This is a genomic window from Chryseobacterium sp. TB1-D10, from assembly GCF_059803555.1.
In genome coordinates this window covers 1-23,868 of sequence record NZ_JAPFHB010000017.1, presented here as the reverse complement: position 1 = coordinate 23,868, position 23,868 = coordinate 1, and the positions used below count along the sequence as shown (strand labels likewise).

General features: G+C 36.3%; 27 protein-coding genes and 2 pseudogenes. 5 read left to right on the top strand and 24 right to left on the bottom strand.

The genetic code is table 11. The features are described 5' to 3' along the window. Positions 1 to 42 precede the first annotated feature (42 nt). Positions 43 to 1,254 carry a BaiN/RdsA family NAD(P)/FAD-dependent oxidoreductase gene (locus OPU68_RS17590; protein ID WP_498475226.1) on the bottom strand — a complete coding sequence of 404 codons (1,212 nt, stop codon included), beginning with the start codon at positions 1,252 to 1,254 and terminating at the stop codon, positions 43 to 45. A 168-nt stretch (positions 1,255 to 1,422) separates the two neighbouring features. Between OPU68_RS17590 and OPU68_RS17585 the strand changes: the two genes are divergently transcribed. The 4 genes from OPU68_RS17585 to OPU68_RS17570 are packed head-to-tail and all read left to right on the top strand — an operon-like array spanning position 1,423 to position 4,206. Then, entirely contained in the window at positions 1,423 to 1,926 is a 504-nt protein-coding gene (locus OPU68_RS17585; RefSeq protein WP_498475225.1) for an acyl-CoA thioesterase, read from the top strand. 59 nt (positions 1,927 to 1,985) lie between these two features. After that, positions 1,986 to 3,041 carry a thiamine-phosphate kinase gene (gene thiL, locus OPU68_RS17580; RefSeq protein ID WP_498475223.1) on the top strand — a complete coding sequence of 352 codons (1,056 nt, stop codon included), beginning with the start codon at positions 1,986 to 1,988 and terminating at the stop codon, positions 3,039 to 3,041. 51 nt (positions 3,042 to 3,092) lie between these two features. Then, entirely contained in the window at positions 3,093 to 3,899 is an 807-nt protein-coding gene (locus OPU68_RS17575) for a M48 family metallopeptidase (protein WP_498475222.1), read from the top strand. 28 nt (positions 3,900 to 3,927) lie between these two features. Continuing rightward, complete coding sequence (locus OPU68_RS17570) at positions 3,928 to 4,206, top strand: hypothetical protein (protein WP_498475221.1); 279 nt, start codon at positions 3,928 to 3,930, stop codon at positions 4,204 to 4,206. Here OPU68_RS17570 and OPU68_RS17565 read toward each other — a convergent pair. The 10 genes from OPU68_RS17565 to OPU68_RS17520 form a co-directional block, all read right to left on the bottom strand. Next, positions 4,203 to 5,048: an AraC family transcriptional regulator gene (locus tag OPU68_RS17565; protein WP_498475220.1), complete on the bottom strand. Its 846-nt coding sequence runs from the start codon at positions 5,046 to 5,048 to the stop codon at positions 4,203 to 4,205. The two genes, OPU68_RS17570 and OPU68_RS17565, sit on opposite strands and share 4 nt — an antisense overlap. Before the next feature lie 217 nt (positions 5,049 to 5,265). Beyond that, positions 5,266 to 5,901 carry an outer membrane beta-barrel protein gene (locus tag OPU68_RS17560; RefSeq protein WP_498475219.1) on the bottom strand — a complete coding sequence of 212 codons (636 nt, stop codon included), beginning with the start codon at positions 5,899 to 5,901 and terminating at the stop codon, positions 5,266 to 5,268. After that, positions 5,885 to 6,703, bottom strand: a complete 819-nt coding sequence (locus OPU68_RS17555) for an ABC transporter ATP-binding protein (RefSeq protein WP_498475218.1) — start codon at positions 6,701 to 6,703, stop codon at positions 5,885 to 5,887. Before OPU68_RS17555 ends, OPU68_RS17560 begins: the two co-directional genes overlap by 17 nt. Continuing rightward, entirely contained in the window at positions 6,703 to 7,455 is a 753-nt protein-coding gene (locus OPU68_RS17550; RefSeq protein ID WP_498475217.1) for an MlaE family ABC transporter permease, read from the bottom strand. Before OPU68_RS17550 ends, OPU68_RS17555 begins: the two co-directional genes overlap by 1 nt. Positions 7,456 to 7,486: 31 nt before the next feature. Next, the gene (locus tag OPU68_RS17545) at positions 7,487 to 8,857 is read right to left on the bottom strand and encodes an exopolysaccharide biosynthesis polyprenyl glycosylphosphotransferase (protein ID WP_498475216.1); all 1,371 of its coding nucleotides are present in this window, start codon (positions 8,855 to 8,857) and stop codon (positions 7,487 to 7,489) included. A 9-nt stretch (positions 8,858 to 8,866) separates the two neighbouring features. Beyond that, positions 8,867 to 9,499: a 7-carboxy-7-deazaguanine synthase QueE gene (locus OPU68_RS17540; RefSeq protein WP_498475215.1), complete on the bottom strand. Its 633-nt coding sequence runs from the start codon at positions 9,497 to 9,499 to the stop codon at positions 8,867 to 8,869. Beyond that, positions 9,492 to 10,376 carry a bifunctional 5,10-methylenetetrahydrofolate dehydrogenase/5,10-methenyltetrahydrofolate cyclohydrolase gene (locus OPU68_RS17535; protein WP_498475214.1) on the bottom strand — a complete coding sequence of 295 codons (885 nt, stop codon included), beginning with the start codon at positions 10,374 to 10,376 and terminating at the stop codon, positions 9,492 to 9,494. Before OPU68_RS17535 ends, OPU68_RS17540 begins: the two co-directional genes overlap by 8 nt. 71 nt (positions 10,377 to 10,447) lie before the next feature. After that, the gene (gene pgi / locus OPU68_RS17530; RefSeq protein WP_498475213.1) at positions 10,448 to 12,091 is read right to left on the bottom strand and encodes a glucose-6-phosphate isomerase; all 1,644 of its coding nucleotides are present in this window, start codon (positions 12,089 to 12,091) and stop codon (positions 10,448 to 10,450) included. A 168-nt stretch (positions 12,092 to 12,259) separates the two neighbouring features. Further along, a complete protein-coding gene (locus OPU68_RS17525) occupies positions 12,260 to 12,625 on the bottom strand; it encodes a hypothetical protein (RefSeq protein WP_498475212.1) in 366 nt (121 codons plus the stop codon). Between the two features lie 27 nt (positions 12,626 to 12,652). Then, positions 12,653 to 12,844 (bottom strand): hypothetical protein, encoded by a 192-nt coding sequence (locus OPU68_RS17520; protein WP_498475211.1) that lies wholly within the window; start codon positions 12,842 to 12,844, stop codon positions 12,653 to 12,655. Positions 12,845 to 12,880: 36 nt separating this feature from the next. Here OPU68_RS17520 and OPU68_RS17515 point away from each other — a divergent pair, with 36 nt between their 5' ends. After that, positions 12,881 to 13,210 (top strand): hypothetical protein, encoded by a 330-nt coding sequence (locus OPU68_RS17515; protein ID WP_498475210.1) that lies wholly within the window; start codon positions 12,881 to 12,883, stop codon positions 13,208 to 13,210. Between the two features lie 37 nt (positions 13,211 to 13,247). Here OPU68_RS17515 and OPU68_RS17510 read toward each other — a convergent pair whose 3' ends face one another. From OPU68_RS17510 to OPU68_RS17450, 13 genes and pseudogenes are all read right to left on the bottom strand, one after another. Continuing rightward, positions 13,248 to 13,844 carry a hypothetical protein gene (locus tag OPU68_RS17510; protein WP_498475209.1) on the bottom strand — a complete coding sequence of 199 codons (597 nt, stop codon included), beginning with the start codon at positions 13,842 to 13,844 and terminating at the stop codon, positions 13,248 to 13,250. Further along, positions 13,837 to 14,742 (bottom strand): annotated as a pseudogene (locus tag OPU68_RS17505) (RHS repeat-associated core domain-containing protein); the annotation flags it as partial. The pseudogene OPU68_RS17505 and the gene OPU68_RS17510, both read right to left, overlap by 8 nt. Positions 14,743 to 14,905: 163 nt before the next feature. After that, positions 14,906 to 15,442: a hypothetical protein gene (locus tag OPU68_RS17500; protein ID WP_498475208.1), complete on the bottom strand. Its 537-nt coding sequence runs from the start codon at positions 15,440 to 15,442 to the stop codon at positions 14,906 to 14,908. A gap of 637 nt (positions 15,443 to 16,079) precedes the next feature. After that, positions 16,080 to 16,271 (bottom strand): annotated as a pseudogene (locus OPU68_RS17495) (RHS repeat-associated core domain-containing protein); the annotation flags it as partial. Between the two features lie 30 nt (positions 16,272 to 16,301). Continuing rightward, entirely contained in the window at positions 16,302 to 16,697 is a 396-nt protein-coding gene (locus OPU68_RS17490; protein WP_498475207.1) for a hypothetical protein, read from the bottom strand. Beyond that, on the bottom strand, positions 16,694 to 18,022 hold the full coding sequence (locus tag OPU68_RS17485; RefSeq protein WP_498475206.1) for an RHS repeat domain-containing protein: 1,329 nt from the start codon (positions 18,020 to 18,022) through the stop codon (positions 16,694 to 16,696). Before OPU68_RS17485 ends, OPU68_RS17490 begins: the two co-directional genes overlap by 4 nt. Positions 18,023 to 18,074: 52 nt before the next feature. Next, complete coding sequence (locus OPU68_RS17480) at positions 18,075 to 18,215, bottom strand: hypothetical protein (protein ID WP_498475205.1); 141 nt, start codon at positions 18,213 to 18,215, stop codon at positions 18,075 to 18,077. 115 nt (positions 18,216 to 18,330) lie between these two features. Then, entirely contained in the window at positions 18,331 to 18,933 is a 603-nt protein-coding gene (locus OPU68_RS17475; RefSeq protein ID WP_498475204.1) for a hypothetical protein, read from the bottom strand. Beyond that, entirely contained in the window at positions 18,911 to 20,971 is a 2,061-nt protein-coding gene (locus tag OPU68_RS17470) for an RHS repeat domain-containing protein (RefSeq protein WP_498475203.1), read from the bottom strand. The genes OPU68_RS17475 and OPU68_RS17470 overlap by 23 nt, the downstream gene beginning before the upstream one ends. Positions 20,972 to 21,302: 331 nt before the next feature. Next, the gene (locus tag OPU68_RS17465) at positions 21,303 to 21,866 is read right to left on the bottom strand and encodes a hypothetical protein (protein WP_498475202.1); all 564 of its coding nucleotides are present in this window, start codon (positions 21,864 to 21,866) and stop codon (positions 21,303 to 21,305) included. 276 nt (positions 21,867 to 22,142) lie between these two features. After that, complete coding sequence (locus OPU68_RS17460) at positions 22,143 to 22,457, bottom strand: hypothetical protein (RefSeq protein ID WP_498475201.1); 315 nt, start codon at positions 22,455 to 22,457, stop codon at positions 22,143 to 22,145. A gap of 15 nt (positions 22,458 to 22,472) precedes the next feature. Further along, a complete protein-coding gene (locus OPU68_RS17455) occupies positions 22,473 to 22,949 on the bottom strand; it encodes an Imm26 family immunity protein (RefSeq protein ID WP_498475200.1) in 477 nt (158 codons plus the stop codon). 10 nt (positions 22,950 to 22,959) lie between these two features. Further along, positions 22,960 to 23,868: RHS repeat-associated core domain-containing protein (locus OPU68_RS17450; protein ID WP_498475199.1), on the bottom strand; the 909-nt coding region annotated here is incomplete at its 5' end.

Sequence of the window (23,868 nt, the reverse complement as noted above, 5' to 3'; positions counted from 1 at the left end):
ATAATAATTAATTATGGTTTCAAAGTTAACAAAAGATTTTATTTATATTGTATTAAGATATTGTGAAATCAACCACCCTTCACTCCAGCAAGCCTGGAAGTTAAAACCACCCGTAATAGCGTCTATATCAAGAACTTCACCGGCGATATAAAAATTCGGAAGAATCTTTGAAGCCATATTTTTAAAGTTAATCTCTTTTAAATCCACTCCACCAGCCGTTACGAATTCTTCTTTGAATGTTGATTTTCCTGTGACTTTCAATTTTTTAGCACAAAGGTTTTCCAAAATCAAATCTACTTCTTTTTTGGTAATATTTGCAATTTGTTTATCGGGATTAATATTATTAATTTCAAGGATCTTATTCCAAAAACGATTTGTTATATTAAATATTTTGGACTGTCCGATAGATTTTTTCGGATTGCTGTTTTTAAAGGCTTTCAACTCCTCTTCAGTTTCTGAAATTGGTTTTGAAATAAAATTTACCTCAATTTCAAAATTATATTTCAATTTCGCCAGATTTCTGGCTTCCCAAGCAGAAATTTTCAGAACTGCCGGTCCGGAAAGTCCCCAATGCGTGATGAGAAGCGGTCCGGATTCTTCGGTTTTCAAACTTGGAATACGGACTTCGGCATTTTCAAAACTGGTTCCCGGAAGATCTTTCAACAAATCATCCTTGATATTAAAAGTGAAAAGTGAAGGCACAGCTTCCACTATTTTATGTCCAAGATTTTGAATTAATTTTACGGATTTCGGAGAACTTCCGGTTGCATAAATCACAGTGTCCGCTGTGAAATCACCTTGTTTTGTTTTAATTAAATAAGTTTCATCTTCTTTAATAATCTCAGTAACTGAAACTTGAGTTTTGACCTCGAAGTTTTTATTATTAACTTCATTTATCATCGCATTCATAATGCTTTGCGAAGAATCTGATTCGGGAAAGGTTCGATTATCTTTTTCAATTTTCAGAGGAACTCCTCTGGTTTCAAACCAATCCATCGTATCACCAGGCTGAAACTTTGTGAAAACGCTCAACAATTCGCGGTTTCCTCTCGGGTAGAAATTGACCAATTCTCTTGGGTCAAAACACGCATGAGTCACGTTGCAACGTCCGCCTCCGGAGATTTTTACTTTTTGTAAAACATCGGAGTTTTGCTCTAGAATTGTAACATAATATTTATTCTCATCAAGATTTGCCGCTGTGAAAAAACCAGTTGCTCCTCCTCCAATGATAATTATTTTTTTCTTTTTTGACATTAATTTAACCTTATAAACCAAAATGTCGCTCCGATGGAGCTCTAGTTGGTGTTTCAAATTTTTCTACAAACATATCGCAAGTACGTCGCTTTATATTCACTACACAAAATTACATTTTTAAGATCCATCTCAAATGGTTAATTTTGAAGAATATTAAAAATCGAAAACATGTCTGTTTATTACCATAAATTTGAAGTAAGATGGAGCGATATTGATGCGAATCGTCATCTTGGAAATTCCACTTATGTCGACTATTGCTCACAAACCCGAATGGCCTTCCTTAATAAAAACAAAATCGGTTTGACGCAGCTCAACCGTTGGGGCGTAGGTCCGGTGATGATGCACGAGAAATATTCTTTCTTTAGAGAAATCTACGCAGACCAGACTGTTTTTGTTGGATTGGAAGTTGCAGCAATTTCCGAAGACGGTTCTATTTATCAGTTTGTTCACAAATTTTACCTTCCTGACGGAACTCATTGTGCAACTGCCGAAGCCACAGGCGTTTGGATTGATATTATGTTGAGAAAAATAACAACGCCGCCGGAAGATATTATCTTGGTAATGGACGAGTTCAAATCTGAAAATGTGAAAGTCATCACAAGAGAATTCCTTAAAACTTTGCCTTTCCGACCAGAGAATATCGACACTTCTGTTTTTACAGATTTTAAGTAAATAATATTAAATCTTGATGGAGATAATTCATCATTTATAATTCATCATTAATAAAAATTATGCTCGAAGATAAATCACAAGAACTCACGCCCATTTCCAAACTTGGAGAATTTGGTCTGATAAAACATTTGACCGAAAGTTTCCCAATCGTTCAGAACTCGACAAAACTTTCTATTGGCGATGATGCGGCGATCATTGATTCTGAAGGTCAGAAAATTGTCGTTTCTACAGATATGCTGGCGGAAGGAATTCATTTTAATCTTGGCTATGTTCCGTTGAAGCACTTGGGTTACAAAGCGGTTGTTGTCAATCTAAGCGATATTGCTGCGATGAATGCAACACCAACCCAGATTTTGGTTTCCGTTGCCGTTTCCAGCCGTTTTCCAGTGGAAGCTTTGGAAGAGATCTATGATGGAATTGCTTTGGCTTGCAACAGGTACAAAGTAGACTTAGTTGGCGGAGATACAACAAGTTCCAACGCTGGTCTGGTGATAAGCATCACAGCCATCGGAATCGAAAAAGAAGAATATATTGTCAAAAGAAGTACTGCAAAACCGAATGACCTTTTGGTTGTGACTGGTGATCTTGGCGGTGCTTATTTGGGATTGCAGATCTTAGAAAGAGAACATTCTGTTTTTCTGGCGAATCCGAATATGCAGCCGGAAATGGATGGTTATGATTATATTCTTGAAAGACAACTGAAACCGGAAGCGAGAACAGATGTTAAAATAAAATTAGCAGAATTGGACATCCTTCCAACCTCGATGATTGATGTTTCGGACGGTTTGGCTTCGGAGATTCTTCATTTATCGGATCAGTCAAAAGTTGGTTTTAACCTTTACGAGGAGAAAATTCCGATGGATGAAACAACCATTCATACAGCAGATGAACTGAATCTGAATCCTGCAATGGCCGCTTTAAATGGTGGTGAAGACTACGAATTGCTTTTCACGATTTCTCCTAATGATTTCAATAAAATTAAAAATCATCCGGATTTTACCATCATTGGCCACGCTACAGAAAATAACGAAGGTAATTTCCTTATCGCAAGAGGATCGAATCAACTGATTCCTTTGACAGCACAGGGCTGGGATGCATTCCTGAACAAAGAATAATTTTTGGAATAGAACTTGTAAAGCACAATAAAGATTAATAAAATCAAAACGATGAAAATTGTAAAAATTTCAACTTTATTATTAGCCGGCTTAGGCATTACGGCTTGTGTTACAAATCCTGTAACAGGAAGATCTTCTATCCAAATTGCTAATAATAGCGAGATTGCTACTGCTGCAGCTACCGAATACAGAACGACACTTTCCAGTGCAAAAGTTGTGACCGGAACTGCAGATGCAAACAGAGTTAAAAATGTAGGCGCAAAAATCAAAAATGCAGCTTACGCTTATTATAAAAATATAGGGAGAGAGTCGGATCTTGCCAATTACAGTTGGGAATTCAATCTCATCCAGGATGCGCAGTTGAACGCATGGTGTATGCCGGGTGGAAAAGTGGCTTTCTATACCGGAATTATGCCTGTTTGTAAAGATGATAATGGTGTTGCTGTTGTAATGGGTCACGAGGTTTCTCACGCGTTGGCTGGCCACGGAAACGAAAGAATTTCTCAGGCAATGCTTGCTCAGTATGGCGGGAGTCTGATCAGCGGGTCTATGTCTAACAGCCAGTGGGCAGGAATTTTTGAAAAAGTATATCCGGTAGGCGCACAAGTTGGACTTTTAGCTTACGGCAGAAAACAAGAGTCTGAAGCAGACGAAATGGGATTACAGTTAATGGCAATGGCCGGTTATGATCCAAGAAGCGCAACCTCTTTCTGGCAGAGAATGGAAGCGTCGTCTACAGGAAGCAAAACGCCGGAATTCTTATCTACTCACCCAAATCCTGCTAACAGAATTGCTGACCTGAATGCCGATATGCCAAAAGCTTTGCAATATTATAAAGCAGCTGGTGGTAAACTTTAATTCACTACATTAGTAAAAACATTTTAGAATGAAAAGTTTAGTTGTAATAGGGATTATTTTGCTGGGACTTGGCGCATTGCTTTTTTATCTTAACGATATGGCAATAGATCTTAGAGTCATTTACGGTGCACTTTCCGGCATCGGCATCGGATTGATTATTGGCGGATTGGTTGGTTACATCAGCAAAGGTACTGCTGTAAAAGAGGCACAACTCAGAAATGAATTCAAACAGCTTCAAAAAGAAAAAGCCGAGCTGGAAAAACAACGCGTTGAAAATAATTTGAACAGCGGAAGTCTTCGTAATTAAAGACTTCTGATAAATTGTCCAGGCGTCGTCTTGGTATATTTTTTAAATATCTTATTAAAATACGTGATATTATTAAAACCTGTAGCATAGCAGCTTTCTGCTATGCTTTTTTCTTGTGAAAGCAGAATACAGGCTTTATCGATTCTGTACCGATTTACAAATTCCACGAAAGTAATGGAAGTTGCTTTTTTGAAAAAATTACAGAAAGCCGGTTTTGTAAGATTAGCCAAATCCGCAGCCTGTTGAATATCAACCTCATTCTGATAGCCATTTTCGACATAAGTAAAAACTGCTTCCAGCCTGTTTCTGTTTCTTGAAACAATTGTATAAGGCATTATCTCGGTATTCAACAATTCATAATCTTCTGTTTTTGACAATTCAAAAAGAAGATCCAGTAGAAGCAAATACCTTTTGTAGCCATCTGACTGAGTGATTTTTTCTAATTTGGGAATTAGGTTATTTTTAACTTCGGAAGAAAATAGCACACCATATCTGGACATTTCTATCAGCTTTTTGATGGAATTGGTATCGGATTCGCCTTCCGGAAGAGAAAGAATCTCTTCTTTAAAAAGAATTACGATTTCTTCGTGAGGATCTGTAGCATTAAGTCCCAATCCTGAATGGGGAATATTAGAACCAATCAGCGCCAGCGCGCCGTCTTCGAAGTGACTTTTGTGATAGCCAACATGTCTGGTGCCTTTGCCTTTCAGTACGCAGACAATCTCAATTTCCGGGTGGTAATGGTATTTCCAGTTGAGCTCAGAGATCGGGATATCCTTGATATGCAATACTTTGAAGGAGCTATTGTCGTCCGGAGAAATATGTTCTAGAATTACTTTCATTCCAGTTAATACTAATTTTATGTAAAAATAAGCAAAACATATTAATATTGTTCTGTTTTTTATTTATTGAGTTAAAAGATTATTGACGGATAGCCTCTACATTTGTATAACAAAATCAATTTCTCACAGGATTGAATTTGTGAATTTTTAAGGTCTATATATGAAGAAGGCTGGAAATTAATTTTTCCAGCCTTCTCATATTTTTATGTGGTACAAATTATTTGAAATTGTAACCAATACCCAGGATAAACATACTTGGACGGTTATCGTATCTGATCTCTGTTTCGCTACCTGCAATACCTGCTCCTGCATTGATAAACTTTCTGCTGTCCTTAGAAAAAGCGCCTTCATATCTTGCATTAAGTACAAATTTTGAAAGAGTTGCCTGAGCTCCAATCTGGTAACCAACAGTGAATTCTTTTGTGCCATTTTCTTTGAAGTCAGCATATGTATTATCTGTAGAAAGATTGTAAGATGCAACCGGACCAACAAATGCCGCCAATTTTCCTAAAAGGAAATTATGACCTAATAAGACCGGAACATCTATTCTGTTACTTTTAGCTTCTATCTCTACATCGCCAGTCGTTTCAACGCTCTTTTTAAAAGACGTGTAATAGATTTCCGGCATTACAAACCATCCACTTACAGGAAAGTCCACTTTTGCTGCCAAACCTACATTAAAACCTGTAGAATTGCCACCTTTTGTATCTACGGCAGTATTTACGGCTCCTTTAAAATTCTCCCAACTTGCGGATGACGTGTCTAGCAAAGCATTGGCTCTCAGTCCAAATGTTACTTGCGAATAAGCCATCACTCCTAGGAATATGGCAAGTGTACTAATTAGTTTTTTCATTGTTGTCTTCTGGTTTATCATTAATTAAACTTGTTTGATCATTTTCTAACATAAATTCCCGCAGCTGCTTAAACAGTTCTGAGGAATAAACGAAATCAATAAGATTTTTATTTTTTGCTGTAGTCAACATATTCTTATCGCCTTCCCATTCTTTGATTCCCAATCTCAGATAAAGAATCTTTTCCCCAATCGTCATCACAGAATTCATATCGTGCGTATTGATAATAGTAGTCGTATTATACTCTCTTGTGATTTCCAAAAGCAAATCATCTATCACATTGGAAGTGTAAGGATCCAGCCCCGAATTGGGCTCATCACAGAAAAGATATTTCGGATTGTTGACAATCGCTCTTGCAATGGCTACCCTTTTCTGCATCCCACCCGATATTTCTGAAGGGTATTTTTTGTTGGCTTTATCAAGATTTACTCTTCCGATTACCTCCAGAACTTTTCTTTTCTTTTCACGATAAGTTAGGTTTGTGAACATATCCAAAGGGAAACTGATATTCTCCTCCACTGTCATAGAATCGAAAAGTGCGCTGCCCTGGAAAACCGTTCCAATCTCGGACCGTAGAATCTGCTTTTCCTCCCTGGACATTGTCATAATATCGCGTCCGTCAAATAAAATGGCGCCGCTGGATGGTTCATAAACATTCAAAAGAGACTTCAGGAAAACCGTTTTTCCTGATCCACTCTGTCCGATGATGAGATTCACCTTTCCTGTTTCGAAAGATGTCGTAATGCCTTTCAAAACCTCAACTTCATTATTAAAGCTTTTTCTTAATTCTTTTACTTCTATCATCAGCTGAGTAACATCTGGGTTAATATTAAATTCATGATGATCACGGAGATCATCGTCCAAACAACGGCTTGTGTACTGGCGCGGCCAACTTCCAGAGATCCTCCTTTTACATTATAACCGAAATAAGCAGGAATCGTTGCGATAAGAAATGCAAAAACTGCAGTTTTCAAAAACGCATACCAGATAAAATAGGAAGGCATGTACATTTGGATCCCCGTGATATAATCTGCTTTTGTCCAGCTGCCTGTTGCCAGTCCGGCAATATATCCGCCCCAAATACCCACTACAATACTGATTGCAATCAATATCGGATTGAAAACAACGCTGGCTACTATCTTAGGTAAAATTAAAAAATTGGGAGAATTGACGCCCATAATATCCAAAGCATCGATTTGTTCCGTAACACGCATTGTTCCAATACTGGATGCGATGTAAGATCCTACTTTACCGGCGAGAATTACAGAAATAATCGTTGGAGAAAATTCAAGGATCAAAACAGTTTTTGTAGCATACCCAACAAAACTATTGGGAATCGGGAATGAGGAAGCACTGAAGTTGTTGAACATCTGGATCGCTACAACTGCACCCACAAAAAATGAAGTGAATAATACCAATCCGAAAGAGTTAACTCCCAGATCATAAAATTCTCTCACAAGAAGTTTGAGATAAACATTTCTTTTCTGTGGTTTGCTGATTGCTTTTCCCAACAGTATAAAATATTCCCCAATTGCTACAAATAGTTGTTTTAACATAAGACAAAATTAGTTCTTTTTCTGATAAATATCAGCGGGCATTTTTATCGCCAATAATTAATAAAAAAATGGTTTTGAAAATGATAACAATATCCATGCTAAAACTCCAGTTTCTTACATAAAAAGAATCTGCAAGAATTCTTTTTTTCATCCCCACATTCATGTCGCCCTCATCTCCTCGTAGTCCACTTACCTGAGCAAGTCCTGTAATACCTGGTTTTACCATACTTCTGAGACTATATCTGCTGATTTTTGGTTTGTAAAAATCATCCACCAGCAGCATGTGTGGTCTTGGTCCGACTACTGTCATATCTCCCATTATAACATTGATGAATTGGGGCAATTCATCAATACTCGTTTTTCTGAGAAACTTTCCGATTCTGGTAATTCTATCATCGTTGATATCCGTTGTTTTTTCCGTAGAATTGTTGTTTGTTTTCATTGTCCTGAATTTCAGACAATCAAATACTTCATCGTGATAGCCATATCTTTTCTGAATAAAAAATATTGATCCTTTCGCATCATCAAGTTTTATCAATAATATAATAATGGGAAACAGCCAGGAACAAATTAATATTAAGATAAACAATGAAAAAACAATATCAAACAACCTTTTAATTGTGACATTGGTAAAAAAATCAAGTGGATATTTTGCCTGAGAAAGAATTGGAACAGTTTCTATATAGTTGAATTCGTATTCAAAGAAGTGATTCTGAATAATATTGGGAACCAATGAAATCTTAACTTTGTTAACTTCTGCCTGACGGAAAAGCTCATTTTCAAAAGATTTATCCAGACAGTTTTCAGATGGGAGGAAAATAGTATGGATTCCGTGGTATTTCCAAAATTCTATTATTTTATCTATTTCATAATTATCAGATGGGTACTCATAAATTCTGTACCCATAATCTTTTCTTTGATGAATGATCTCCTCCAGAATATTTGAGGAAGCTCCTTCACCGATAAACATAACATTTCTTTGGTTGATGCCAATACTTCGGAGATATTTTAAAAGAAAATAAATAATACTTTTGATTGGTATTACAACAAGCAGTAAAATTCCGGCGAGATAAAAACGTTCGGTCTTTAGAAAGTCATTAGCGCTTACTTTCGCCAAAAGAATGACACCTATGAAAAAGAAAAAAACGTGAATTAGAATTCTTTCAAGAAAAATAGTGTACGTTACATTTCTTGGAATATGATACAATCTCGTTCTACCACTCAGCAAAATCCAAAAAAAACACAAAAGTAATATTGATAATAGGTTCTGCTCCAACGTCTCTGAGTCATATTTAACTTCGAAATTTCTGAAATAATAAAAACAAAAAACGGCTGCTACCAGAATCATATCTAGTAGAATCACAAAAGTTTTAAAATATCTGGAATAACGAAGTTTCTGCATAAATCAAATTTAAGGAATATTCAGATACTTATGCGTTTGGATAGAAGATCTCCATTTTGGATTTTCTAAGATGAAATCTGTAATCTTCGGATACATGGAGTCACGTTTGCTCCACTCACTTTGCAGGTACAGTTCGCAGTTTTTACTTACCTTATTACCTTGTTCTTCAGCGAATTTGAAATCGTTCTGATTAAAAATAATCATCTTCAGTTCACTCGCTTTTGTATAAATTTCTGCTAATGGAAGTCCCGTTTTCTTTGGCGAAAGCGTGATCCAGTCGAGATGTCCGCTCATTGGATAAGCTCCTGAAGTTTCGATATGGATTGTACAACCCAATTCTTTCAGCTTCGAAGTCAGAATATCGAGATTCCACATCAATGGTTCGCCGCCTGTCAAAACAATGGTCTTGCAAAGTTTCGCTGCAGTTTCTGCAATAGCCTCGGTATTCATCAATGGGTGAAGTGTCGGATCCCAACTTTCTTTGACATCACACCAATGGCAGCCGACATCGCATCCGCCCAAGCGAATGAAATAGGCAGCTTTCCCTGCATGAAATCCCTCTCCCTGAATAGTGTAAAAATGCTCCATCACTGGGAGCATTCTACCTTCTTTTAATAATATGTCTTCTTGTTCTTTAGTCATTATAAACCGAAGTTTTATAGGCAATGATGGTGTTTTTCATCAGCATTGCTCGCGTCATTGGTCCTACTCCACCGGGAACAGGCGTTATCCAATCTGCTTTTTCTGCGCAGCTTTCAAAATCTACATCACCCGCAAGATGATATCCTTTTTCAGAATTATCTTCTACACGAGTAATCCCAACATCAATAATCACAGCGCCTTTTTTAATCATATCTCCTTTAAGGAAATTAGGATCGCCTAAAGCAGTGATTACAATATCTGCCTTCTTTGTATATTCTTCTATATGTTCTGTGTAAGAGTGTGTTAGCGTAACGGTAGAATTTCCCGGGAAATCTTTTCTTCCCATCAGGATGCTCATTGGTTTCCCAACGATACGGCTTCTTCCGATGATCACACAGTCTTTACCTTTTGTTTCAATGTTGTATCTTTCCAATAAGGTCAAAATCCCAAATGGTGTTGCCGGCAAAAAGGTGTCCATTTCCAAAGCCATTTTCCCGAAATTTTCCGGATGAAAACCATCTACATCTTTTCTTGGATCTATGGCCATAATGATCTTTTCCTGATCGATCTGTTTTGGCAAAGGCAGCTGAACAATGAATCCGTCTACCGCTTTTGATTTATTAAGCTCATCAATCTTTTCCAATAATTCCGATTCCGCAACCGTACTTGGAAATTTAATCAATGAAGAACTGAATCCAACTTCCTGGCAATCTTTCACTTTGCTATTTACGTAAGCCTGACTTGCACCATTGTTTCCAACAAGAATCGCTACCAAATGCGGTGGTCTTTTTTTGTTGGCGAGGATTCTTTCAACTTCCTCTTTGATTTCAGCTTTTACCTCTTTTGAGACCTTTAGTCCGTCTAGAATTTGTGCCATTTTTTCTTTCTTTTTACTTTTTAGATTTTATTTGAAAATGAGTGTTCCTTTCCCAACACCAGATTTATTTCTTACTTATTTCCTTTATAATAATTGATCAGCCCGTTTGTAGAACTGTCGTGTGTATCAATTTTATGTTCGCTTTCAAGTTCCGGAAGGATCTTTCCTGCCAATACTTTTCCTAACTCAACTCCAAACTGGTCAAAACTGAAAATATTCCAGATTGCACCCTGAACAAAGATCTTATGCTCATACAAAGCAATCAATTGGCCTAATGTGAATGGTGTCAATTCCTTGAACAGGAATGAATTGGTTGGTGTATTTCCTGCAAATATTTTATAAGGCAAAAGGAATTCTATTTCTTCTTCCGTTTTACCAGATGTTTTCAGTTCATTGAAAACCTCATCTTCCGTTTTACCAAAAGCCAAAGCTTCTGTTTGTGCAAAATAGTTTGCCAACAAAATATCCTGATGCTCACCCACTTCATTCACAGATTTTGCATAAGCAATGAAATCTGCCGGAATCAATTCTGTTCCTTGGTGAATTAATTGATAAAATGCGTGCTGACCGTTGGTCCCAGGTTCTCCCCAAATGATTGGTCCAGTTTCGTACTCTACAAATTCGCCGTTTCTGTCCACCGATTTTCCGTTGCTTTCCATATCGCCTTGCTGAAGATAGGCAGCGAAACGGTCAAGATATTGAGAGTAAGGCAAAATCGCATAAGTCCCGGCAGCAAAGAAATTACGGTACCAGATTCCTAAAAGCCCCATCAAAACCGGAACGTTTTTATCTAATTCCGCAGTCTGGAAATGAACATCTGTATCGTGAGCACCTCTCAACAATTGTTCAAAGTTTTCATAACCAACAGACAAAACGATGCTTAATCCGATCGCACTCCAAAGCGAGTAACGGCCGCCAACCCAATCCCAGAATTCGAAGATGTTCTCTTCCGCAATTCCGAACGCTTTAACCGACTGAATGTTAGTTGATAAAGCTACGAAATGTTTTGCAACATCAGCCTCAGTTGCGCCAGATTTCAGGAACCATTCTTTTGCAGATTTGGCATTCGTCATTGTCTCCTGAGTCGTAAATGTTTTGGAAGCAATGATGAAAAGTGTGGTTTCCGGATCAAGGTCTTTCACAACCTCAGCCATATGATTTCCATCCACATTGGAAACGAAATGAACGTTCAGTCTGGTTTTGAAATGCTTCAATGCAGAGCAAACCATCACCGGTCCAAGATCTGAACCTCCAATTCCGACATTCACAACATCTGTGATTTCTTTTCCTGTAAAACCTTTATGAGAACCGGAAATAATGCTTTCTGAAAAAGCCTTCATATGATCCAAAACCTTTTTGATGGCAGGTTTGATGTTTTCGCCGTCCACCAAAATCTCTTTATCAGAAAAGTCTCTCAAAGCCGTGTGAAGCACTGCTCTGCCTTCCGTTTCGTTGATCTTGTCTCCTGCAAACATACTTTTGATTGCAGATTTCAATTCTGTTTCTTTAGCAAGATCAAGCAACAATTCGATGGTTTTGGAATCTGCTAAGTTTTTGGAATAATCAAAAAGGAAATTTTCTGTTTCTAATGAAAACTCTTTGAAACGGTTTTCGTTGTACTGGAAAAGTGTTCTCAGTTCAAAATCGTTGTTGGCAAAGTGGTCATTAAGAGCTTTCCAAGCGGAAGTGTGGAGTGGATTTATTTTTGGTAACATATTAATTGTAGTTGTAAAATTTAATATTGTCTGAACGACCTGCAAATTTAAGAAAAATCAACAACTTCCATTTAAATTAGTTTTTAACATCATATTTAAACCTGAGCTGGATGGGAAAACGAAAAATACCCTTGTCACTAAATCTGAAACATCTGTTATGATTCTTAATCATCTGTAGGATGGTTCTTCTACAAAAACAAACGAGAGTAGGGTAACTCTGCTCTCGTTTTTAAAATTTATAAATACAATTTCACTCGATTTCAACAAGTTAATATTTAAAATCATAGCCATCACTAACTTTGGAACATTACCCAATGGATGTACAACGCCCCAACGCCCAAGATCCGGCATATACATCCTTGTTCCAAAGTCGTACTGACCTGTCTCTTGTAACTCTTTGCCCCCAAACTTATAGTTGTAAGGGATTGCCATCGGATCATACACTGTCTTGACAGCAGGTTTTAAGAAACTCATCCCAAAAGGATAATAATCATTCGTATCCTTCACCTCCAGAACGTTTTTTACAGAGCTCACCCTCACGTTTCCAAGATGGTCTTTGTACTAGTAAATATAACGAAAATTCTCATAATCGTAAAAACCTTCAGAAGTCGGGAAGAAAGAAAGGATCATATTGTCTACCACAGGAGGGTTTCCGGTATCTATAATGGCTATTCTTTTATCTTCATCCTTGGAGAAAGCTTCTTCCTCTCCGGCGGTTGCGACATCCATTGTGGCATCGTCCTTCGTATCCAATGCCTTGCGTATTGGCTCCGTATTAGGCGTAGAGTATTGGAAACCGTCCAGATATTCGGTATTGATAATCTTTGTTCCGTCACTATTGACAAGGGTAAATTTCTTTTTCAGCTTTGCGCCATCGGCATTGTAATAATTTATATCATTAATTTCAAATTATTATCTGACTGTCAATACGAACGAGCGAGACGCTCGCACCAGCGTGGGGTTTCTTTGGATTTTTTAGTAAGGAACGTAGAACTCGAACTCAACGATACATTGATGGAAAAAGTAAAAGAAGTAAATAAAATGTCCGACAAAGACAAAGATTATGTCTTTACGCTTATTGACGCTTTTATCGCCAGAACAAACTTCAAACGATTCTAAAATAAAAACCGCCACTCGAAAGAGTGGCGGTTAATTTTTAGGGATATTCAAAACCAAATATAATTTTATAAAGCCTGTTGTCTTTCAGATAAAATTCCATAAAATACGGAGGCATTTCATATTGTTTTATTTTTGGGTTATCAGGATTATCAATTGTGTATCGGATAATTTGTTCATTAGATTTTTTTTCAACTTTAAAATCACTGCCTTTTAGATTGGTTATTTCTTCTAAGGTCATTCCTAATTTCAGTCCTGATTCTGTCTTAAAATTATCATATTTAGTTTTCGCAACATCTTTCTCGAGTGTATGGTCATCTTTTAAATATCCTACCTCGAAGCAACTAAAACTATTCTTTACATCTCCCTCATATTGATAAGCAATTAAGTATTCTTTTTTTTCTTTATCTGTAAAAACAGTTACGGGAGAATATCTTAAGTGGTCTAATAATCTTATATTTTGAGAATAAAAATTAGTTAGAGAATTTTCTTCTCTTAATTCTAATTGATTTATTTTAAAATCTGGCTTAGAAAATTTTTCTGTGATAACAGTTTCATTTTCTATCTTTTCTTGTATCTTTTTTTCTGATTGTTGACAACTAAAAAGCGCAAAAAACAACAGTAAAAAACTACTCATTAACGTTAGGTATTTTTGCTCCACTTTTACCATTATTATTAGGATTATTTTTAATGTTAATATTAACAGGAACAGGTCCGCCGGTTTTTAACATACTATTAAGCGTATTTCTAAATGTTGTAAGTACAATCTGATCTCCAGACATTCCAATGCAACCAAGAGTTCCTTCATTATTTCCATCAGGATGTATTCTTAGTAAACTTCTTCCCGTATCAAATTGTGGATTTAAATTGTAACTAAATCCTATTCCGTCTCGATTCATCCCTTTATTGTACCATCCTTTCGGGCCTCTATCTTGATAAGAATCTACAGTATATTCTCCATTCTCTGGTGCTCCATTTCCAAAACCTCCTGCGACACCGTCATAAGAACCTAAAGTTTTTGTTTTACCATTTTCAAATGTTACATTTAGCTTTACATCTACATCACCAATTTTAGTATTTCTCATTTCTCCATCTATTTCAACACTCATTTCTTTTGCTCGGGAGTAGTCCATTTTTTTATAAGTATGGTAGGTTTCTAAGACTAAACCCTTATGTTTTTTATTGTCCCAGGTTTTAGTGCGCTCATAATAAGTACCTCGATAAGTCTCTCCTTTTTGAAGGACACCTTTATCTTTATGGTTTTTAGCCGTTACATCATCTCGCCAAGTAATATCTCCGTTAGAAGCTTCAACCCAATCCATTCCGTCAGGATCTACAAAACGAATAGGATTGTTATTTGCGTACATCATAGGATTTAAATCAGGATGTTTTTCAGAAAGGGGATCTGGCACAACCCAACGAGCAATGTCGGGTAAGTATTGGCGAGCTCCATAATCATACATTCCCGTCTCTTGCAATTCTTTCCCATTGTACTTGTAATTATACGGAATCGCCATCGGATCATACACTGAGGACTGACCAAAGGTTTCAAAAAACTCATCCCAAAGGGATAATAATCATTCCTGTCCATTATCATAGGATCGCCTGCCGTGTTTTTTTACATAGCTCACCCTCACATTTCCAAAATGGTCTTTGTACTGGGAAACATAAATCATAGCCATCACTAAGTTTGAAACATTACCTTTTGTTTACATTAATTTTTATTTTGAAATCTTTAAATAGCCCAATAATCTTTTCCTTGCTTTCAGGCAAAGTATAGTTTATTAAATTCATTTTTTTATCAAATAAAAGAAACCATTGATATGGGTCATTTGAAACATCCTCGTAAGGCTCTTTAAACTTAATTTTAGATAAATTTGATATTGTTTTTTTCTTTATAATTTTTTTTAAAAAAGTTATATCCTTGGCTGTCTTACCTTGAAGTAATAAATCAAAACCACTATATTTAAAATATTCCAAATTGGGAGACTTTGGATTTACCATTGTTGATTCGATATTGTCCCTTGTAATAGTAATCATATACCCCTTATCTGTATAATAAAAACTTGATATGTGCATGATTGATAGGTCGGGTTTGAAATTTTCGTCGTTATTTATACTAATAAAAGCCTCAATAAAATTATCAAATGTATATTTTTTTGAAACACAAGGAATTTGTGAAAAAGTCAATTGAAATGTAAAAGTTAAAAATAATAACGTAAGTTTATTTTTCATTTGTACCATTGTTATTGTATGTTGTATATGAACCATTTCAATAAACTCTAAAAATTGTGTTTTTATAAATTGGATTAACTGTATTATCGTAATCGTAATTGCCTCTCCAAATTTTTCTGTTTTCACCTCCAACATTTCCCCAAGGAAAATAACCGCTTGGTAGAGTATTTAATGGATGATTATGGTCGTGACTGGTTAATGCATATGAACTCATTATACCCGGGAAATTTGTCATGCCATTGATTCGTGGGTCAATTGGAGAAATACCTTTTAATCCAAATGTTGAAATTACTGACATAGTTCCTCCTTTCTCTGATGAACCATAGGTTCCATTTGCAAATTCAATACTGCCATTATTTTTATACATGTACTCTGCTAATTCTGTCGCTTTACCTGAGTTGTCGAGTTTAAGAGTCGTCATGGTATCAGATGAGCCTCCTTTAGAATCAGTGATTGGGCTGTCTAATTTAACTACTTCCTTATTTGCCTCCACTGTTCCTTGAGTTCCTACATCTACACCTTTTGCATCTTCTTTAAGAGTTTTTCCATCACTTTTAAACTGATTTTCAGCATATATAACGTCTCTGTCAGAAGGAGCCACATTAGTTAATTTTCCTTTACTATCCCATTTGAAAATATCGGTTGCAGACCTACCATCAGGGTCGATAAATCTAATTGGATTATTTACAGCATAGTTATATGGTGAATGTCTTCTATACTGTTCTGCTAAAGGATCCACCACACCCCATCTCCCGATATCCGGCATATAGAATCTCGCTCCGTAGTCGTACATTCCGGTCTCCTGTAGCTCTTTACCATTGTACTTGTAATTCTTAAAATTACTAATTTGGCATATCTTCTATTCCATTAATCTAATTAACTCTCCTAAATAAATTCTTTTATTTTTAGTATTATAGTTAGAAGGGATTTCAACCAAATATTCTTCTTTATTCTTTAAGTCAGATTTTCTTAATATTATAGCTGTGTTTTTAGCCCCATTATAATGTTTTATAAAATCTGAAACAGGAAGATTATCTTTATCAACAACTAATAGAGTATCATTATTATCAGCATTTTTTAGAATATAAAAATTTGATTGCGCTGCATTACTTGCAGGATAATATGATAATAATTCAACATATATATAATCTTGCGGTTCAGTCAATTCCGAATAAAATATTTTTTTCTCATTTAAAGTATTTTTATCTTGACAAGAAGTAAGAATTAAAAATAGGATTATAATAATATTTTTCATTTTTGATGTACAGGATTGATATTTTTCTTATTTAAACTACCGGCTTTATATAATCGATTCATCCTGTTTATTTGATAAACATTCAAACCTGAAGGTTTTGCTATTCTACCCTGTATCATAAAGTTTGAATTTGATGTTGTACCTTCTTGAGAAGCACCAAATGTATTACCTTCGTCCATCGCAGGATGTTTTAACCCAGCAGTATGCCCTATTTCGTGTGGCATTGTTTTACTGTTTTTACCGCTGATCATAGCACCAACATATTTTTCATTTACAGATATTTCCTTTCCATTCATTGCTTGTCCAGGCACCTCTGTCTTACCGTCTTTATAGACATCAAAATCTTTAGAACTAGAGTCCTTGATTTCAATTAATGTATCTGTACTTTTGAGGTCTTCTTTATCATCTATAACCCTAATATTAATATCAGCTGAAACTGTTACATTAGGATTATTATCTATTTTATTGAAAATAGCTTCTGTCTGACTTTGTACAGCCTTAGCAAATCCTGCCATATCAATTTTCTTATTTGATGAACTATTTAATACAGCGCCTGTAAATGATATTTGATAATTAGTAGTATTTGTTTTCTTATCATAGCTCTGCGTTATTACCCAATCTCTCCCATCAGGATCAATAAACATTAACGGATTATTTGCAGCATACATCATAGGATTTAAGTCAGGATGTTTCTCCACTAGAGGGTCAACAACACCCCATCTCCCGATATCTGGCATATACATCCTCGCCCCATAATCATACATCCCAGTCTCTTGAAGTTCCTTTCCGTTATACTTGTAATTATAAGGAATCGCCATTGGATCATATACAGAAACCTGCCCAAAAGGTTTCAAAAAACTCATCCCGAAAGGATAATAATCATTCCGGTCTCTAATCTCAAGATCGCCTGCGCTGTTTTTCACATAGCTCACCCTCACATTCCCAAGATGATCCTTGTACTGGTAAATATAACGAAAATTCTCATAATCGTAAAAACCTTCAGAAGTCGGGAAGAAAGAAAGGATCATATTGTCTACCACAGGAGGGTTTCCGGTATCTATAATGGCTATTCTTTTATCCTCATCTTTGGAGAAAGCTTCTTCCTCTCCGGCGGTTGCGACATCCATTGTGGCATCGTCCTTCGTTTCCAATGCCTTGCGTATTGGCTCCGTATTAGGCGTAGAGTATTGGAAACCGTCCAGATGTTCTGTATTGATAATCTTTGTTCCAGCTGAGTTGGTCAGGACAAATTTCTTCTTCACCTTTACTCCGTCTGCCCTGTAAAAATAATTAGTCACATTGACATTCTGGTTTATTTGCGCCATATTTCCGTATGCAACCCTTGGTTACCGTCCCAACGACATCAACATCCGCATCCTATGGAAGCTCTGCGAGTACGCTGACCCAAAGGTCAAGGACTTTACCTACCTTATCAAAAAACTGCCCTTTGATTTCTTTGAGTTCATCAATCCCCACAAGAACCTGTACAGGAACTTCTGCCAACTTGGAGAGAAGCATTTCCCGATACTCGATGAACTGGCGCAAGGTTTCATCGACCTTGTGGATAAGCAGTTTGAAAAATAATAACAGCAAAAAGCCACCGCATTGCGGTGGCTTTTTAGTTTTAAGTTATCTAAATCCGTTCTAACAGATGATTAAAAAGATATTTTATATTGTTCTTATTTTCGATTTGGCTACTCGCAAAATCGTCTACAATTTCAACATTTTTAATTAAGCTATAACTTAAATCATCTCCTAAAATACTTTCTAATACTATATCTGCAATTGTATACTTATCATCTTCTTTGAAAGTATTTATATTGTCTGCTTTAATAACAATTCCGAATGTACCATCATTAAACTTCAACAAAACATATTCCCAATTATCAATACTAATTTCTTTATCAAAACCAATATGCTCTTTAAGGGATAAACTGTAGTTCCATTTTTTAGGAGGTTTATAATAACTATATTCCCAATCTTTAAGATTTGGTGCTACTTCTATAATTTTTTTAGCTACAGGTATTAATTCATTATCGCCACCCGCAGAAATGATTAACATATTCGACTTTTCTACACCTTCTCTAATTTCCCAATTTAAATCAGCCAGAGATAATATTTTATCATTAAGCTCATTAATTAAAGCATCGGTAATTTTATCTGAAGGTAATTCTGAATGATGCGATTCAAACCAATCCCAAAATTCTGCTTTTTTATCGATGTTTATTGTCTCCATAAGTATTATCTAATTCTTTCATTCGTTTAGGGCTAACCTCATTTCTTTTATTATCTAAATTTTTAATGCCTCCTTCTTTATCTATTGCCTTTTGTTCTTTATATGCACCTTCTCCTGGATTTTTAGGGTCATATTTGTCTACTACTTCTGTGTCTCCTCCTCTGTTTCTACCATCATTTGCGCCCCTTCCTCTTTGCGCCGGACTACTTTGCTTAGTCCTGCCAACATATGGTTTACCACTTTCTGTTTGCTCTCCTGGAACTCTATAAATTTTCCCAGTTTCAGTAGCACTTTCAGCCGTACTCTCAGGTTTTATATTTTCTACGGTTTTATCCATAGACCTAGGTGCTGTTGACTCGCTACTGCTATCGAATACAGAATCAAACCAATTTCCGATTTTTTCCCAGAATCCCGGAGCGGAAGGTGGTGTTGCTCTAGAAGCTGTTATAACAACCGGCTCAATTGGAATTTCTCTTATACCAGCTTCTGCAAGTGGAATAACAGGTTCAATGGCAGAATTAGACGTAATCAGGAACTCAAAAGGAACTAATTCAAGACCTTCAAATTCCCGTCCCATTCCTAATTTATTCTCTTGGAAAGCATAAGTAGAATTGTAAGGAAACTTCTCACTTAATGGGTCGATTGATAAAAATCTTCCAATGCTCGGGTCGTAATTTCTCCACTTAAATGAGTAAAAACCAGTCTCTTGGAGCTCTTGTCCTTGGTACTTGTAATTATAAGGAATCGCCATCGGATCATACACAGAAACCTGACCAAAAGGTTTCAAAAAACTCATCCCGAAAGGATAATAATCATTCCGGTCTCTAATCTCAAGATCGCCTGCGCTGTTTTTCACATAGCTCACCCTCACATTCCCAAGATGATCCTTATACTGGTAAATATAACGAAAATTCTCATAATCATAAAAACCTTCAGAAGTCGGGAAGAAAGAAAGGATCATATTGTCTACCACAGGCGGGTTTCCGGTATCTATAATGGCTATTCTTTTATCCTCATCCTTGGAGAAAGCTTCTTCCTCTCCGGCGGTTGCGACATCCATTGTGGCATCGTCCTTCGTTTCCAACGCCTTGCGTATTGGCTCCGTATTAGGCGTAGAGTATTGGAACCCATCCAGATACTCGGTATTGATAATCTTTGTTCCAGCTGAGTTGGTCAAGACAAATTTCTTCTTCACCTTTACTCCGTCTGCCCTGTAAAAATAATTAGTCACATTGACATTCTGGTTTATTTGCGTTGGCAGGTTCAGAAAATTGTAGGCAATGGCAGAGATCCCTTTGTCCGGCATTGCAGTCATATTACCGTTGACATCATAAGGAATGTTTTGCCCGCCGCCTTCGTAGCCGCTGCTGTTGCCGGATCCGTCTGTAATATTGGTGACTCTGTTTCCTGTGTACTGGTAGCCCAGATTGTCTACAACAATCGGCGTGTATTGTTTGTCGTGTTTGCTATTTCTGACCAGGGTTTTGATATTGCCGTTCAGATCATAGGTGAGTGTTTCATCATTGATGTGGGTTTCCGGTAATGCACGTCCGGGATCCTGGTAATTGCCTCTCAACAGCCTGTTCAGCCCGTCATACTGGTAGCCATAGCGTTTCAGGGAAACATCCTTTGAGATCCAATCCACCTCGGCAATATTGCCGTTGTATTTTGCAGCGCCGAGGGAAGGGGTTACGGGATTGTTGTACCGGATGTTATAGCCGAATAGCTTTCCGCCGGTAAGAAGGTAGGAGCCGTCTGAGGGATTGTAAAGGATATCCCCGCTGTTGATCCCGGTCATCCAGCCGCGGATGTTGTAAGCATAGCTAACGGTTTGCAGTGGACTGTTACCGTTCTGGTCTCCGCCCACTTCTTTCTCCGTCAGCTGTCCTATCTCGTTGTACTTGTTTTTGGCAAGTGTTACCGGAGCATCGCTATTCACCTTGTGGGTATGCACCGTCAGACGGTTTTGGTTGTCATATACAAAATCTTCCTTTACCACCAGTTCCGCATCAGCATTTCTTCTTTTGTGGTAGGTCATTGTTTTCTGGGGAACGCCAGTAAAATCCAAAGTGCTTTCGGTTTTGGTAAAGCCGCCCAGATGGTTGTAGCTGTACGTGCCGATGGGTCTGGTCTGGTACCGTCACTAAATTTGAAACACCTTATGACCCTCAATCATTTTCGACACGTTTTTTCTGTAAAAATAAAAGAGAGCAGATAAATTCTACTCTCTTTTATTTAATTTATAATTATTATTTTAATTGATTTTCAATAGCTTAATATTTAAAATCTCTACCATCACTAACTTTATAACATTATCTAAAACGTAAACCCACCGCATTATGGTGGGTTTGTTTGAGTTTAAAATACATTTAAATTGTATTGCCTTCCCAGTCTGTCTTTTGAGGTATGTGTAATTCGTGCCATCTATTCACAAAAGAGTCAATATTATCCATATCAGATTTTACTAATTTCTCCAATTTTAAAACCTCTTTTTTATAACCTTGCTCTGTATTATATTTCCCAATTTTATGTTCGGGAGAAAAAAGCATATGGAACAATGGAGGACCTTTATAATCATCACTTCTCAATCTCATTTTAGTTATATTATTTGGTAACATGTGAAAATTTATTCCATCTCTTCCAATTAGTTCTTCAATTTTATTTGGTACTGGTTCTAATTCAAAAATATTTAAATAAATCTGTATCCAATCTTCATCTTTCAGAATATTTATAATGAGAGTTTCTAAATAATTCCCTTTCAATCTACAGAGTTCGTAGGAATAACCTTTTATATCCTTGTTGTACTCTCCGTACCAACTACTTTCAAATGGAGATTTTTTAAAAGCTTTCTTTTCGAGTGTGGGAATTCCACTCCCTAAAAAAATCTTATTCCTATCATTTAATGATTGTTTGCTTGAAACTTTATAAAACATAAATCAATCTCTTTTAATTACACCCGAACTTCCAGATACAGTTGATTTCACTCCACCACCAATCTGACTACTTGTTGTCCTATCAACAGTTAATCCGCCTACAACATTTTTTGATATTGATAATCTTTATTCCGTCACTATTGACCAGCGTAAATTGCTTTTTCAGCTTTGCGCCGTCTGCCCGGTAATAATTTATATCAATAATTTCAAATTATTATCTGACTGTCAATACGAACGAGCGAGACGCTCGCACCAGCTGGGGAGGGTTGTTGTTATTTATCTTTTTGTCTTTTTTTTCAAAATCTCATCTATTTGATTTCTTCCCCAAAGCAACAATGACCTTTTACCTAATTTCAATATTCTATCAGGCTTAACATCATTGTTTAAGCACCAAACAATCCATTTTCTAATTAAAATCTCCCATAAAAGCCATCCTATTACACAACCGAGTATTCCACTTAATCTATAATCTAAATTAAATTTAAAAAATAGCATATACCAGAACAATAGTATAACTAACATAACTGGAAGATTAACCCAAAGTTGCCCTTTTATTATGATTTTAAAATCATTTAAATCCTTAATGCTCATAATAACTTATTTTTTTTATGGTAAATCTCTATTAAATAATTCTCTATCTTCTTTTAACCAAACACAAGGCTTTTGGTTATAATAGTCTATAATTCTATCTTCTACGTGATTTTTGTCCCAAACAGAAGCACGTTCTAAGCCTATTATTTTCTTTTTTGTTGTAGGGGTAATTTCTCCTGTATTGGGATTATATAATTCAAAATTATTAGGATTTAAACCATCTTGTATAAACTTTAAAGGAGTTTCTTTATAATCTTCTTTTATGGGTAATTTTCCTATCTTTTTCCAATCACCATTGGTTATTACATCATTATAAACCCCTATGAAAAATAATGGTTTTACTTCATTTAATATTGTCAAATCTTTCAAAGGATTATCTAAATAAATGTCATAGAAAAGCACATCTACATCCAAGTCTTGCGCATATGCATATTTTCCATTGTCTAATTTTATCTCTAATATAGAGCCTCTTGTTCTTCTTTGCTTAGCCATTTTACCAAATTTATTTTAATTTTTTAGCTGCATCTTCATACTTCTTAGCATTAGGATTATTTGGACTTACTGAATTTCTTTGATTTCCCGAAGTTCCTCCTTGAGATTTTGCTCCTCCATTTTTTTTGATAAGCTGTTGTTCTCTACCACGGATAGCATCTGAATTTTTAGAAGATTTATCCAATTTAGCAGGACCAAATCCTTTTTTATTCATATGATGATTACCATCCCTTGTTTCAACATTTTTTTGAGGGGTTTTAGTACCACTTGTTTTTCCAGAATAAACTTCTCCATTTTTAGGATTTGTTTTAGTATATGTTTGAAAAGTCTTCTGAACTTCTTTTTGAACCTGTTTTTGAACTTCTTTTTTCGCAACATTCATAACAACACTTGCGCTTGTCTTAGCCCTTCCACCGCCTCCGGTTACGACATCTGCAATTTGGTTATTTCTAAAACTTTCCGCTTGTTTAAAAGCCTGTCTGTCTGCTTGTGGATTTCCTGTTCCGTTTTTAAATGGTTCTGATATGGTAACCGCCAATAATACTAAAATACAAATCGGGCATTTTCCGTCTGGGTCATTAAATCTTACTGGGTCATTGTATCCGTAAGTATAAGGATTGAGATTGTTTGGATTGAAGATTCCGCCACCAACTCCAAGTGTCGTAGCTGTAGCTTCTTCAACTTCGTCGTCGTCATCTTCGTCAACCTCGTTGGGATTAAAAGTAAAGTCTAAATCTTGAAGTAATGGGTCGGGAGTTATCCATCTACCGATGTCGGGAGCGTAATTTCTCCAGCCATAGTCATACATTCCCGTCTCTTGCAGTTCCTTACCATTGTACTTGTAATTATAAGGAATCGCCATTGGATCATATACAGAAACCTGACCAAAAGGTTTCAAAAAACTCATCCCAAATGGATA